Genomic DNA, 14,515 nt, shown 5'->3' on the forward strand with positions numbered 1-14,515 from the left:
TAGCTTGATTTTTGGATAGGTAAGCAACCTTTCATGCCCTTGACGGGCAATGGAAGGTTGCTTTTTTTTGTTCCCGTAAGTTGAAAATTTGTTTCTTGATAAAGGAGTGTTATATACTATATGGACAACAGCACCATTTTGCTGCTAATGCACGAAACTGCCGGGGTTGGCTGGAGGACGATCGAACGTATTGTGAGCGTTTGCCCCGATCTGCAGGAGGCTGTTACGTTCCGCCAAAACGAGTGGATCCGGTTGGGAATTTCACCGGATAAGGCGGCGACGATTGAACAGTCACTTTCCAGGACAGACTGGATGGAAAAGCTGGAAAACTATCATCAAGCGGGCATCGGATTTATTACGGCTTTAGACAATTCTTATCCGGAGCGGCTTAAAGAGGCTGCGGAACCGCCGTGGGTGCTCTATTATAAAGGAAACATCGCGCTGATCGGGCGTCCGTGCATAGGGATGGTTGGCACGCGCAATCCGACCGTATACGGTAGAAAAACAGCCGAATCACTCGCAGCCGAGCTCTCCGAGAAGGGAGCATGTGTTGTAAGCGGCGTCGCACGCGGCATTGATGCGTATGCCCACTACGGCGCGTTGCAAGCGAAAGGCGGGACGATCGGCGTGCTCGGTTGCGGTATCGATCAAGTATATCCTGCGGAGAACCGCGAGCTTTACCGGAACATAGAGGAGAGTGGGCTGCTGCTTTCCGAATACGCTCCCGGCATTCGTCCGCTGCCCGGATTGTTTCCGCTGAGAAACCGGATTATCGCGGGACTCAGTCTTGGCATTGTCGTTGTTGAGGCTGCCGAACGCAGCGGTTCGCTGATTACCGCGACCCAGGCGCTTGATGCTTCTCGGGATATTTTCGCCGTACCCGGCCCGATCACGTCGCCGAAAAGCAGCGGCACACTGCAGCTCATCAAGAACGGAGCCAAACTTGTGACTTGCGCCGAAGATATTCTGGAGGAGTATCGGCACTGCATTTCATTTGGGCCAATTGCACATTCTAATGAGAAATCCAGCCAGTCCATTCTCAGCGAAGATGAGCGGAAACTGCTCGGTTTACTCTCATCCGAACCGTTGACCGTCGATCAATTGCTTGTCTTAAGCCAATTTAACTTTGGACATTTGCATTCAGTTCTGTTATCCTTACTACTGAAAAAACGGATCGAGCAGTTGCCCGGTTCATCTTATATAATGAAGTAACGCAAATAGGTTGATTTTGATTTTACGTGAGGGGGTAAGACATCTGTGGCCGATTCTTTAGTCATCGTGGAGTCACCCGCAAAAGCAAAAACAATAGGCAAATATTTGGGCAGTAAATTTATCGTGAAGGCGTCCATGGGACATATCCGCGATTTGCCTAAGAGCCAAATGGGTGTCGAGGTCAAGAAAAATTTTGAACCCAAATATATTACGATTCGCGGTAAAGGCAACGTTCTTAAGGAACTCAAGGACGCCCGCAAAAAAGTAAAAAAAGTATATCTCGCGGCTGACCCTGATCGCGAAGGGGAAGCGATCGCCTGGCATTTAGCCCATTACTTGGAGCTCCAGCAGGATGAGGCGTGCCGGGTTGTGTTTAACGAGATTACGAAGCAAGCGGTCAAGGATGCCTTTAAGACGCCGCGCCGGATTAACCAGGACCTGGTGAATGCCCAGCAGGCGCGCCGCATTCTGGATCGTCTTGTCGGCTACAAAATAAGCCCGCTGCTGTGGAAAAAAGTGAAGAAGGGCCTGTCGGCCGGCCGGGTGCAATCGGTTGCCGTAAAGCTCATCTACGACCGCGAGAACGAGATCAAAGCGTTTGTGCCGGAAGAATACTGGACGATTACCGCAGCCCTGAAGGCGGGAACCCATTCGTTTGAAGCCAAATTTCATCAGATGGGCGACAAAAAGGAGCTTCACAACGAAGCTGAAGTTCAAGATGTTCTGAAAGCGATCGAAGGCGCCGATTTTATCGTGCGCGAAGTGAAGGAAAAGGAGCGCCAGCGCAATCCTTCTCCACCCTTCATCACAAGTTCCTTGCAGCAGGAAGCGGCGCGTAAGCTGAACTTCCGCGCGGCCAAAACGATGTCGGTTGCCCAGCAATTATATGAAGGGATCGATATCGGAAGCGAAGGAACAGTCGGTTTGATTACATATATGCGTACCGACTCCACGCGGATTTCCCCGGTGGCGCAGGAAGAAGCCAAGGAGTATATCGAAGCCAAATACGGAAACGATTACTATCCGGAAACACCGCGGAACTACATTAAAAAAGCGGCTAATGCTCAGGATGCGCACGAAGGAATACGGCCGAGCTCCGTGCTGCGCGAGCCGGAACAAGTCAAATCCTACTTAAGCAAAGACCAATATCGGCTGTATAAGCTTGTATGGGAGCGCTTCTTGGCTAGCCAGATGGCGTCTGCGGTTATGGATACAATGACGGTAGATATCACGGCGGGAGCGACGGTGTTTCGCGCGGCCGGTTCCAAGGTGAAATTCGCCGGATTTATGAAAGTATACGTGGAAGGCAACGACGACGGAAACAGCACCGAAGAAGATAAGCTGCTGCCGCCTCTGGCGCAGGGGGATAAGGTTAAGCAGTCCAATATTGATCCGAAGCAGCACTTCACGCAGCCGCCGCCGCGGTTTACGGAAGCGAGACTCGTGAAAGCGCTGGAGGAAATGGGCATCGGCCGTCCGAGCACGTATGCGCCGACGCTGGAAACAATTCAGAAACGCGGTTATGTGGCGGTTGAAGATAAAAAATTCGTGCCGACCGAATTGGGCGAGCTGGTCATCGAACAGATGGTCGAGTTTTTTCCGGAAATACTGGACGTTGAGTTTACCGCTCACATGGAGGAAGAACTTGACCATGTAGAGGAAGGCAAAGAAGATTGGGTCAAGGTGCTGGAGCAGTTTTACAGCTCGTTGGAGAAACGTCTTGAAGTCGCCGAAGAAGAAATGGAAAAAGTCGAAATTCAAGATGAAGTTTCCGACGAAGTATGTGAAAAATGCGGCCGCCAGATGGTCTATAAGCTGGGCCGCTTCGGGAAGTTCCTGGCTTGTTCCGGATTCCCCGATTGCCGGAATACGAAGCCGATCGTCAAAGATACGGGTGTTACCTGTCCTTCCTGCCATGAAGGCAAAATCGTCGAACGCCGCAGCAAAAAAGGACGCGTCTTTTACGGCTGCGACCGTTATCCGGACTGCGATTTCGTATCGTGGGATAAGCCGGTGGCGAAACCTTGCCCGAACTGCTCGTCGTTAATGGTTGAAAAACGCAGCAAAAACGGCATCACGATCCAATGCACGCAATGCGACTACAAGGAAGAACCGCAGGACTCGAATCAGGAGGATTAAATCATTGTCACAATCGCAAAAAGTAACCGTTATAGGGGCAGGGCTTGCCGGCAGCGAAGCTGCCTGGCAAATTGCCAAGCAAGGCGTACCGGTCGTGTTGTACGAAATGCGGCCTGTACGCAAGACGCCCGCCCACATTTCCGATAAATTCGCCGAATTGGTATGCAGCAACTCTCTTCGCGCCAACGGATTAACCAATGCCGTTGGCGTGCTGAAAGAGGAAATGCGGATGCTGGATTCGCTGATCTTGTCCGCCGCCGACCGTCATGCGGTCCCGGCAGGCGGCGCGCTTGCCGTCGATCGCGACGGGTTCTCCGGGGAAGTGACCGAGAGACTGCGCAATCACCCGCTTATTGAGGTAAGGAACGAGGAATTGGAACAGCTGCCGGAAGGCATTGTTGTTGTTGCTACCGGACCTCTTACTTCTCCGTCGCTGTCGGCTCGTTTGCAGGAGCTGATGGGGGAGAAGTATTTGTATTTCTACGATGCGGCGGCACCGATCGTAGAAAAAGAATCTATCGATATGAATCAGGTATACCTCGCCTCCCGATACGATAAAGGGGAAGCGGCCTACTTGAATTGTCCGATGACGGAAGAGCAATTTAACGTCTTCTATGATGCGCTGATTGAAGCGGAAACCGCACCGATGAAAGAGTTCGAGAAAGAAATTTATTTCGAGGGCTGCATGCCGATCGAAGTGATGATGAAACGCGGCAAGCAGACGGCGCTTTTTGGCCCGATGAAACCTGTAGGTCTGATGAATCCGCATACGGGCAAGCTGCCTTATGCGGTCGTGCAGCTGCGGCAAGACAATGCAGCCGGAACATTATACAATCTGGTCGGCTTCCAGACACATCTGAAGTGGGGCGAACAGAAGCGGGTGTTCTCGCTGATTCCCGGCCTTGAGAACGCGGAGTTTGTGCGTTACGGTGTGATGCACCGGAACACGTTTATCAATTCTCCCAAACTGCTTCAACCTACCTATCAATTCAAAGGAAGAGACAGCTTGTTTTTTGCAGGCCAAATGACAGGCGTTGAAGGTTATGTGGAATCGGCCGCTTCGGGTCTGATTGCCGGAATAAACGCAGCCCGCCATGCCCAAGGCCTTGAGTGCCTCGTTTTTCCTGAGGATACGACGCTGGGCAGTATGGCCCATTATATCACTACGGCTGATTTTGAGCATTTCCAGCCGATGAACGCGAACTTTGGATTATTCCCGCCGCTCGATCAGCGAATTAAAAATAAAAAGCTGAAGAACGAAACCATCGCCGGACGCGCAATTGAGAAAATTCAGAATTTTTCACAAAATATATACAATTCAACTTGTTTGTAGAAGCTGCAATATGTTACTATAAATATGTTTGTCGTTGATGATTGCCTGCGTGAGTATTTACGTACATTTTATTTTAGGCTGAACAGTCAGATCTGCTGCTGTTCTTTTTGTTTATGCGGTTTACTCCTGCTTTCGACATTTTGACATGCCAATTTCAGGAAAGACTAAGCTGCAAAGCTTAGTTTTTTGTTTCTATCGAGTGATCGGCCAGTCATCGGCAGCTCACATTTGAGGAGGGAATCGAGATGGAGCAAACCTTTCATGCAACGACGATTTTTGCAGTAAAACATCAAGGAAAAGGCGCCATTGCTGGCGACGGCCAAGTCACTTTCGGCAACAGCATGGTCATGAAAAATTCCGCCAAGAAGGTAAGGCGTTTATACCGCGGTAAAGTCGTAGCGGGGTTTGCGGGATCCGTGGCGGATGCGATTACGTTATTTGAGAAGTTCGAAAGCAAACTGGAAGAACATCACGGCAATCTGCAGCGTTCCGCAGTAGAACTTGCCAAGGAATGGCGTTCCGACCGGGTGCTGCGGCGTCTTGAAGCGATGATGATTGTGATGGATGAGTCCGGGCTGCTGCTGATATCCGGCAATGGTGAGATTATAGAACCGGATGACGGGATTTTGGCTATCGGTTCCGGAGGCAGTTTTGCCTTGGCGGCGGGAAGAGCGCTTAAGCGGTATGCGCCGCAGATGGGCGCAAAAGAGATTGCGCACGCGGCTTTAACCATGGCTGCGGAAATATGCGTGTTTACCAATCATAACATTATTGTCGAAGAAATAGAGTAAGAGCAACTTAAATGCGAGTTCAAAAGGCCGGCTTTGAACAACCTCTTAAACGGCACTTAAACCGGATTATGCTTTCATCCAAAGGAGGCTAATGTGAATGAAACCTGCATCCCTTACACCTAAACAAATCGTAACCGAACTGGACAAATATATCGTAGGACAGAAAAAAGCGAAAAAGTCGGTGGCCGTTGCTCTTCGCAACCGATATCGCCGTAGCCTGCTGGACGAGTCGATGCGCGAGGAAATCGTGCCGAAAAACATTTTGATGATCGGCCCGACCGGCGTGGGAAAGACGGAAATCGCGCGCAGGCTGGCAAAACTTGTGCAGGCGCCGTTCATTAAGGTGGAAGCGACCAAATTCACGGAAGTCGGTTACGTCGGGCGGGATGTGGAAGCAATGGTTCGGGATCTCGTCGAAACATCCATTCGGATGGTGAAGGCGGAACGGACGGAAGGCTTAAAAGACAAAGCCGAGCAGATGGCCAACGAACGCATTGTGACGATCTTGGTGCCCAACCCGAACAAGCAAAAAAGCCAGCGCAACCCGCTGGAGATGATATTCGGTGGGCAGCAGCAGTCCGGCGATACGGATAGCGATACGGATTACGCGCTGCTGTCGCGAAGAGATCAGGTGCGCGAGCAGCTGAAAAAAGGCGAACTGGAAAATGACATCATTGAAATTGAAGTGGAAGACAACAGCCCTACGATGCTTGACATGTTGTCGGGCGGGCAAGGCAACGATCAGGCCGGCATGAATATGCAGGAGCTGTTCGGGAGTCTGATGCCGAAGAAAACGAAGAAAAGAAAACTTCCGATAAAAGAAGCGCGTAAGGTGCTGATTCAGGAGGAAGCCCAAAAACTGCTGGATATGGATGAAGTGATTCAGGACTCGGTCAGCAGGGCGGAGCAATCCGGGATTATTTTCATCGACGAAATCGACAAAATCTGCAGTACCGGCAGAGGCAGCGGTCCTGATGTATCCCGTGAGGGCGTGCAGCGTGATATCCTTCCCATTGTCGAAGGATCGACGATTATGACCAAATACGGTCCCGTCAAAACGGATTATATTCTGTTTATTGCCGCGGGCGCGTTTCATATAGCGAAACCATCCGATTTAATCCCGGAACTTCAGGGCAGGTTCCCTATTCGGGTGGAGCTGAGCAGTTTGACTCAAGACGATCTGGTTTCCATTCTGAAGGAGCCTAAGAACGCGCTGACCAAACAATACACCGCATTGCTTGAAACCGAAGGAATCAAGATTGAATTTTCGGATGAAGCCATTGCGGAAATCGCCCGCATCGCGGCGGAAGTGAACCAGAACACCGACAACATCGGCGCTCGCCGATTGCATACCATTTTGGAGAAGCTGCTGGAGGACCTTTCGTTCGAAGCGCCTGAACTTACGCTAGAGGGTATGGTCATCACTCCTGAATACGTGAAAGATAAGCTTTCCGACATTGTGCAAAATCGTGATTTGAGCCATTACATTTTATAGTAAGGACCGCTAAAACCGTGAAAGCAACTTCCTAATCGATATGGTTTTGGCGGTTGGAGATTTGGAGGCAATAGAAATGACCTTGCTCAATAAGACTAGAAGGCTAAACAGACTGCTGCAAAAGGAAGCCGGGAATCCCGTCAGTTTTTTGGATATGGCGGAAGTGCTTAGCGATATATTAAGTGCGGACATCTTTGTGGTCAGCCGTAAAGGCAAAATTTTAGGCAACGCCTTGTATAGCTTGGCGTCAAAAGCAAATATGGATGCAGATATTTGGCAGGAAAAACGGTTTCCGCAAGCTTATAACGAGCTGTTGCTGAAGGTGAGCGAAACCTCCTCCAATCTGGATAAAACAAGCGAATACAATTTCTATCATATTATAAACGATAGTTCTCCATTTTTTGTTACTATAGTCCCTGTTCTGGGAGCGGGTGAACGGTTGGGAACGCTGATTTTAACGAAGCGGGATCAGTCGTTTATCGATGACGACCTAGTTCTGGCGGAGTATGGCTCGACGGTAGTAGCGATGGAAATTTTGCGTGAAAAAGCGGAGCAGATCGAAGTGGAGGCACGCAGCAAGGCTGTCGTGCAAGTAGCTGTCGGATCGCTTTCGTTCAGCGAATTGGAAGCTGTTGAGCATATTTTCGAGGAACTGGAAGGCTCCGAGGGGTTGCTGGTGGCGAGTAAAATTGCCGATCGAGTCGGAATCACCCGTTCCGTCATCGTTAATGCTTTGCGTAAATTGGAAAGTGCGGGTGTGATCGAAACGCGCTCATTAGGTATGAAGGGAACATATATTCGCATACTTAACGACCAGTTAGTCCATGCTATTGAGAAGAAAAAGATGTAAATTGTGAATTATATAGTCATTTTTTTGTAAATTAAGCCCTATCATTTAAAGATAGGGCTTTTTTCATCTTGCAATGTTTTACATCTTTATTCAAGATAGAAATAGTTCACAACGAATGAATACAATTGCTCCCAATGAGCACCAATCGTATATTTTTTTCTATAAATCTGTCGAATAGAGGAGGATATTATATTACGTTTGTTGAATATGAAGTTAGGCAATTCACGAGTGAAGGTAGGTAAAAGGTATGTTTTTGCTGAATAAACCTAGTTTTCAATTAATGGAACGGTCGCTTGATGCATCGACATTGCGGCAAAAAGTGATATCAAATAATGTCGCAAATGTCGATACGCCCTATTATAAGAGGTCGGAAGTCCGCTTTGAGGAACTGCTGGAGCAGCAGATGAACGGGAGCAGTCTGGAAGGGCGCAGAACCGATCCCAGGCATTTCTACATAGGCCGGCCTGCACAGCCGGTTCAGCCGGAGGTAGTCTCGGACGGAAATACGTCGATTAACAACAACCTCAATAATGTGGATGTGGATTATGAGATGTCATTAATGGCCAAAAACCAGCTTCGTTATAACGTGGTCGTACAGGAATTAAACAGCGAGTTGAAAAGGGTAAGAACTGCGATTGAGGGGAGAAGATAATAAATGAGACTTACCAACGGTTTTGACATCAGCGCTTCTGCATTAACTGCACAGCGCCTTCGGATGGATGTCGCCTCATCTAACATCGCCAATGCGGATACGACAAGAGGAAGGCTGGAAAACGGAAAGTGGGTCCCTTACCAGCGGAAGCTGGTGACGATGGCTCCCAAATCGCAGCCGACCTTTGCACAAACGCTGCAATCCGCCATGACGGATGGGACTGGAGAAGGAGTGAAGATCACCAAAATCTTCGAAGATACTTCACCGTTTAAGCAGGTTTACGATCCGAATCATCCGGATTCCGATGAGAATGGGTACGTGATGATGCCTAACGTAGACGTGCTTAAAGAAATGGTCGATATGATGTCGGCATCCAGATCTTATGAGGCGAACGTTACCGCTTTAAATGCTTCTAAATCGTTAATTACGAAAGCAATGGAAATCGGCAGATAAAATATAGAGGGGTGAGCACATGCTGGATAAAATTTCCGCCTTGCCGTTGAAGGCTGCGGCTATCACCGAAAAAAACGAAGGCGCGCGCGTGAGTGCGGCGCAGTTGTCGGATCAGTTCGGTGCCTTTTTGAACGATGCGATTGCAAACTTGAACAACCAGCAGGCTACGGTAGATAAGCTGAGCGATCAATTTGTAAAGGGTGAGCTGTCCGATGTGCACCAGCTGCTAATCGCTTCGGAGAAATCGTCGCTTGGGTTGGAACTGACCGTGCAGGTTCGCAATAAAGTGATCGAGGCTTATCAGGAGATCATGAGGATGCAGGTTTAATAGACGAAAGAGATTGCTTAAGCGACGGTTTCTGGATGGGGTGGAATAGTGAACGAGAATATGGTCCGATATTGGGATCGAGTTACCCAGTATTGGAATAAGTTTAGTAAAACACAGAAAATCACTTTTATTGCCACGGTCGTGTTAGTGATCTTGACAGTCGGCATTATCAGTTACAACTTTTCAAAAACCGAATATGCGCTTGCTTATACAAATCTTCAGCCAAGCGACGCGGCGGCGATCAAAGGTTATCTGGATAGCTCCAAAATCCCGTATCAATTGAGTGAAGACGGCAAAAGCATCGGAGTTCCAAGAAGTCAGGTCGCCTCGGTGAAATTGGCGGTCGAATCGCAAGGACTAAACAAAAACGGCAATGTCGGATACGGAGCGTTTAGCGAAAGCAAGGCGTTTGGCACGACGGATAAAGAATTTAATGTAAAATACATTAATGCGGTTCAAGGGGAACTGCAGCAGCTCATTAATCAGAACAACGCTATTGCAAGTTCGAAAGTACTGATCAGCTTGCCGGAGGAAACGGTTCTTCTCCCTAAAGGTAAAGAGAAAGAGAAGGCATCGGCTTCGGTTGTGCTGAATGTAAAGCAGGGCTATACGTTAGATCAAAGCAAAGTCGATACAATGTACAATCTCGTTTCGCACAGTATTCAAGGCTTGCCGATCGAAAACATTACGATTTCGGATCAGAATGGCGAACCGCTTGCTTATTCGAAGTCAAACAATAAGCTTTCCGCAGGTAATCTAGCGACACAGCAATTTGAAGTTAACAACCAATTCAGAAGTGAGATTCAACGTACGGTTCAGCAAATGCTGGGGGCGATTTTAGGAAGAGACAAAGTCATTGTCAATGTATTCTCAACGATGAACTTTGATCAACGCAATAGCCGTGAACAATTGGTGACGGCTCCTAATACCATAGATCAAAAAGGTTTAGAGATTTCAGTTCAAGAGATTCAAAAGAATTACACCGGAGATAACGGTGCGGCAGCCGGTGGCGTGCCCGGTACGGGACAAACGGACGTACCCGGGTATCCTGGAAGTTCGAACAATGGGAATACGAAATCCGAGGAATTGCAAAAAACAGTTAATTTGGAAGTTAACCATATTACCAATGAGATTGTGGCTACACCGTATGTCGTTAAAGACTTGACGATCAATGTGGGCATCGAACCACCTGTTCCTAATGATCCTAACTCGTTAACTCAGGAAACCAAAGATGCAGTGCAGAAGATTTTAGTCAACATCGTGAGAGCGGCTTTGGCTGACAACAAGCAAACGTTGACGGATCAGGACTTGAACAACAAGGTGAGCGTATTCGCACATTCTTTCGCGAGACCAAATTCCGATCAAGCCATCAACTCCAATCAGGCGCTGCTCTACGGCGGGCTTGGAGGCATCGCACTTGCTCTTATCGCCGGCGGGATTTATGCGATCGTGCGTAGAAGAAGAGCTGCGCGGCTTGCTGCGGAAGCGGAAGAACTGGCAGCAGCAGCGGCTCCGCCTAAAGTCGAGTTCCCGACAATTGATATTGATAATGTGAGTAACGAGAATCAAGTGCGCAAGCAGCTTGAACAGCTGGCGAAGAAAAAACCGGAGGACTTTGTCAATTTGCTGCGTACTTGGTTAGTAGATGAATAGGGGTGTACGGGTTTGGCTAAGGCTCAGCAACAAAACTTGACCGGGCGTCAGAAAGCGGCCATTCTATTAATCAGCTTGGGGCCGGAAGTTTCGGCTCAAATTTTCAAACATTTAAGAGATGAGGAGATCGAACAGCTTACTCTTGAAATTGCCAACGTCCGTAAAGTAGATAATGAAGAAAAAGAAGCGATTTTGCATGAGTTTCATCAAATCTGTTTGGCGCAGGAATTCATTTCGCAAGGCGGTATTTCTTACGCCAAGGAAATTTTGGAGAAAGCGCTTGGCTCGCAGAAAGCTTTTGATATCATTAACCGTCTGACGGCAACGCTGCAAGTGCGGCCGTTTGATTTTGCCCGAAAAGCTGAACCTGCCCAAATTTTAAACTTTATTCAAAATGAGAACTCGCAAACAATCGCCTTGGTCCTGGCGTATTTGCAGCCGGAGCAAGCTTCGATCATCTTGTCTTCGCTGCCACAGGAGAAGCAAGCCGATGTTGCCAAACGGATCGCGCTGATGGACAGCACATCTCCGGAAGTTATCAGCCAAGTCGAACGTGTGCTTGAGCAGAAACTTTCGGCGACGGTCACTCAGGATTACTCCAATGCCGGCGGTATTGCCGCTATCGTACAAATATTAAACGGCGTAGACCGCGGTACGGAACGCACCATTCTCGACTCGCTGGAAATTCAGGATCCTGAATTGGCCGAAGAAATCAAGAAGCGGATGTTTGTCTTTGAAGATATCGTCAATATCGACAACCGTTCGATTCAAAGAATTATTCGCGACATCGAAAATGCCGATCTTCAGCTTGCGCTTAAAGTGGCCAGCGAAGAAGTGCGTGATGCGATCTTTAAAAATATGTCTAAACGGATGGCTGATACATTTAAAGAAGAAATGGAATACATGGGTCCTGTACGCTTGCGTGATGTTGAAGAAGCTCAGACGCGTATTGTTGCCACGATTCGCCGACTGGAAGAAGCCGGTGAAATTATTATAGCCCGTGGTGGAGGAGATGATATTATTGTCTAATGTCATCAAGTTTTTCCAGTATACCCCGGTTGAGGATAAGGTATTAGTTGAAAGTGGCGCCAAACAAACTGCAAATGTGGAAGATGAGCCATCGGACAATGCCGAAGGCGAGCAACTTTTGCAGGAAGCTGCGGCACTTAAGGAACAAATTTTGCAGGATGCCGAGTCCTACGCCGACCAGCAAGTGCGCGATGCCATGGAGGAAGCCGCACGGATCCGGGAACAAGCCGATGCCGAAATTCGTGAATGGTGGGACCAAAGACGCAGTCAAGACAGCCAGCATGTCGAAACATCTAAGCAGAACGGTTTTGATCAAGGTTATGCAGCCGGGTTGGCTCAAGCAGAGCAGCAAGTCAAACTTCAATTCAAAGATTTGATCGATCAAGCAAAAGCGATTTTGGAGCAATCATACCGCTTGAAAGAGCAGACCATCCAAGAGTCGGAGCCTTTCCTGATCGAGCTCAGCTGTGCCATTGCGGAGAAGATAGTCGCTCGGCAATTGACGCTGGAACCGGAGTGGACGCTTGAATTGGTTCAGAGCATTCTCACCCGGCGTAAAGAAAAGGGCATCATCACCTTGTGTGTTTCACCGCTTCATTTTGCCTACATTCAGGATGCCAAAGAAGAGCTTGTTTTGCATATCGACTCTCAAGCCGAACTGCAGATCATACCCGATGCCAGCGTAACCGATCATGGCTGCGTCGTGCGTTCTTCCTTCGGAAGTATTGATGCCCGCGTAGATACGCAGCTTCAAGAAATTAAAAATGCGTTAAGGCAGCTGGCGATTCGAAACGAGGGAATGTAATGATGAACAATACGCAAGCGGCCAAATATTTGGAGCATTTGCGCCAAATCGATCCGATCCGGGTGAACGGAAAAGTAACCCAGGTGATCGGGTTGACTGTCGAATCGGAAGGACCGGATGCCAGCGTTGGCGATGTTTGTTACATTTACCCGTATAAATCGCAGGAGCCCCTTAAGGCTGAGGTTGTCGGTTTCAAAAACAATAAGGTCATTTTAATGCCCTTGGGCGAGCTGCATTCGATCGGACCTGGCTGCGATGTCGTGGGAACAGGCAAGACGTTAAACGTTCAAGTTGGCCACGAACTTCTCGGCAAAGTATTGGACGGTCTGGGACAGCCGCTTGATGGAAGTTTTCTGCCATCGAGAATGACGGAGTACTCTACGAATAACGCGCCGAGCAATCCGCTCAAAAGACCAAGAGTGCTTGACCCGATCAGTGTCGGCGTACGCTGCATCGACGGTTTGCTGACCATCGGCAAAGGCCAGCGGGTCGGTATATTCGCCGGTTCGGGTGTCGGCAAAAGTACGCTGATGGGCATGATCGCCAGAAATACGTCCGCGGATGTGAATGTGATCGCGCTCATAGGCGAACGTGGCCGTGAGGTGCTAGACTTTATCGAGAGAGATCTCGGGCCTGAAGGCTTGGCGAGATCGGTCGTCATTGTTGCAACCTCCGATCAGCCTGCGCTGATTAGGATCAAAGGCGCCTTGATTGCGACAAGCATCGCTGAATATTTCCGCGATCGCGGGCTTAACGTCATGCTGATGATGGACTCGGTGACTCGTTTTGCTATGGCGCAGCGCGAGGTGGGCCTCGCCGTCGGCGAACCTCCTGCAACACGCGGGTACACTCCGTCGGTTTTTGCGATGCTGCCCAAACTGCTGGAGCGCTCCGGAACCGGTCCGAAAGGATCGATCACCGCTTTTTACACCGTGCTGGTTGACGGGGACGATATGAACGAGCCGATTGCCGACGCCGTGCGAGGCATCCTTGACGGACATATCGTACTCAACCGAAACATTGCGAACCGCGGCCATTATCCGGCAATCGATGTGCTCGCAAGCGTCAGCCGGGTGATGAAAGAAATTGTTCCGCGTGAACAGCAATTGGCAGCCGAGAATTTAAAAAGGCTGATGTCTGTTTATAAAGATTCGGAAGACTTAATTAATATCGGGGCGTACCAGAAAGGTTCGAATCCGGAAATTGACGAATCGCTCGATTACATTCATTCCATCTGGGACTACACCAAGCAGCGGGTAGAGGAGAAGCTCTCATATTCAGAAGCGCAAGAACGATTAATCGCAGAATTTTACAGGGGATGATAATTAGCGATGCGGTTCAATTATGCTTTTCAAAAAATCGTGGATTTGAAAAACAATGAAAGAACGCAGGCGGAATGGATTTTATCTCAAGCAATTGGTCAACTGCAGACAGAGCAGGGGCATTTGGCTCACCTGCATACGGCCAGAGAAGAAATGCAGGATCAGCTCATGAGTGTGTCGGCGAGTAAAGCGACCATTTCCGAGATTATGCTTCTGCAGCAGTACGTAGAGCACATCGATACCAAGATTGTAGAAAAAAACCGACATGTCAAGCAAGCTGAAGAAGTTGTTGTCGACAAGCAAGGGCATTTGACCGATAAGATGCTTGAAGAGAAAGTATGGGTCAAAGCAAAGGAAAAAGCGCACGGTCACTTTACGGCCCGGCTGCTGCAGAAAGAACAGCAAGAGCTTGATGAGATGGCAACAAATCGTTTTCAACGGACATTCTAGAAC

General features: G+C 48.9%; 14 protein-coding genes. All 14 read left to right on the forward strand.

Annotated features, from left to right (window positions below):
- Positions 1 to 120: 120 nt before the first annotated feature.
- The 14 genes from dprA (at position 121) to fliJ (ending at position 14,512) form a co-directional block, all read left to right on the forward strand.
- Positions 121 to 1,212, forward strand: a complete 1,092-nt coding sequence (gene dprA / locus EYB31_RS16385) for a DNA-processing protein DprA (RefSeq protein WP_131014444.1) — start codon at positions 121 to 123, stop codon at positions 1,210 to 1,212.
- Positions 1,213 to 1,257: 45 nt separating this feature from the next.
- Positions 1,258 to 3,351, forward strand: coding sequence for a type I DNA topoisomerase (gene topA, locus EYB31_RS16390; protein WP_131014446.1), 2,094 nt, complete (start codon positions 1,258 to 1,260; stop codon positions 3,349 to 3,351).
- Positions 3,352 to 3,355: 4 nt separating this feature from the next.
- Positions 3,356 to 4,684, forward strand: a complete 1,329-nt coding sequence (gene trmFO, locus EYB31_RS16395) for an FADH(2)-oxidizing methylenetetrahydrofolate--tRNA-(uracil(54)-C(5))-methyltransferase TrmFO (protein WP_131014448.1) — start codon at positions 3,356 to 3,358, stop codon at positions 4,682 to 4,684.
- Positions 4,685 to 4,929: 245 nt separating this feature from the next.
- Positions 4,930 to 5,475, forward strand: a complete 546-nt coding sequence (gene hslV, locus EYB31_RS16400; RefSeq protein ID WP_131014450.1) for an ATP-dependent protease subunit HslV — start codon at positions 4,930 to 4,932, stop codon at positions 5,473 to 5,475.
- Between the two features lie 97 nt (positions 5,476 to 5,572).
- Entirely contained in the window at positions 5,573 to 6,970 is a 1,398-nt protein-coding gene (gene hslU, locus EYB31_RS16405; protein WP_131014452.1) for an ATP-dependent protease ATPase subunit HslU, read from the forward strand.
- A 76-nt stretch (positions 6,971 to 7,046) separates the two neighbouring features.
- Complete coding sequence (codY, locus tag EYB31_RS16410) at positions 7,047 to 7,820, forward strand: GTP-sensing pleiotropic transcriptional regulator CodY (protein WP_131014453.1); 774 nt, start codon at positions 7,047 to 7,049, stop codon at positions 7,818 to 7,820.
- 247 nt (positions 7,821 to 8,067) lie between these two features.
- Complete coding sequence (gene flgB / locus EYB31_RS16415; protein ID WP_131014454.1) at positions 8,068 to 8,472, forward strand: flagellar basal body rod protein FlgB; 405 nt, start codon at positions 8,068 to 8,070, stop codon at positions 8,470 to 8,472.
- A 3-nt stretch (positions 8,473 to 8,475) separates the two neighbouring features.
- Entirely contained in the window at positions 8,476 to 8,925 is a 450-nt protein-coding gene (flgC, locus tag EYB31_RS16420; RefSeq protein ID WP_131014455.1) for a flagellar basal body rod protein FlgC, read from the forward strand.
- Between the two features lie 19 nt (positions 8,926 to 8,944).
- Positions 8,945 to 9,253, forward strand: a complete 309-nt coding sequence (fliE, locus tag EYB31_RS16425; RefSeq protein WP_131014456.1) for a flagellar hook-basal body complex protein FliE — start codon at positions 8,945 to 8,947, stop codon at positions 9,251 to 9,253.
- Between the two features lie 48 nt (positions 9,254 to 9,301).
- A complete protein-coding gene (fliF, locus tag EYB31_RS16430) occupies positions 9,302 to 10,906 on the forward strand; it encodes a flagellar basal-body MS-ring/collar protein FliF (RefSeq protein ID WP_240762495.1) in 1,605 nt (534 codons plus the stop codon).
- A 12-nt stretch (positions 10,907 to 10,918) separates the two neighbouring features.
- Positions 10,919 to 11,935 carry a flagellar motor switch protein FliG gene (gene fliG, locus EYB31_RS16435; protein WP_131014457.1) on the forward strand — a complete coding sequence of 339 codons (1,017 nt, stop codon included), beginning with the start codon at positions 10,919 to 10,921 and terminating at the stop codon, positions 11,933 to 11,935.
- Positions 11,928 to 12,740, forward strand: a complete 813-nt coding sequence (locus EYB31_RS16440; protein WP_131014458.1) for a FliH/SctL family protein — start codon at positions 11,928 to 11,930, stop codon at positions 12,738 to 12,740. Before fliG ends, EYB31_RS16440 begins: the two co-directional genes overlap by 8 nt.
- A 2-nt stretch (positions 12,741 to 12,742) precedes the next feature.
- Positions 12,743 to 14,062 (forward strand): flagellar protein export ATPase FliI, encoded by a 1,320-nt coding sequence (gene fliI / locus EYB31_RS16445; RefSeq protein ID WP_420819447.1) that lies wholly within the window; start codon positions 12,743 to 12,745, stop codon positions 14,060 to 14,062.
- A 9-nt stretch (positions 14,063 to 14,071) separates the two neighbouring features.
- Positions 14,072 to 14,512, forward strand: a complete 441-nt coding sequence (gene fliJ / locus EYB31_RS16450) for a flagellar export protein FliJ (protein WP_131014460.1) — start codon at positions 14,072 to 14,074, stop codon at positions 14,510 to 14,512.
- The last annotated feature ends 3 nt before the right edge of the window (positions 14,513 to 14,515 follow it).

Source organism: Paenibacillus thalictri, assembly GCF_004307995.1.
Classification (GTDB): Bacteria; Bacillota; Bacilli; order Paenibacillales; family NBRC-103111; genus Paenibacillus_AF; species Paenibacillus_AF thalictri.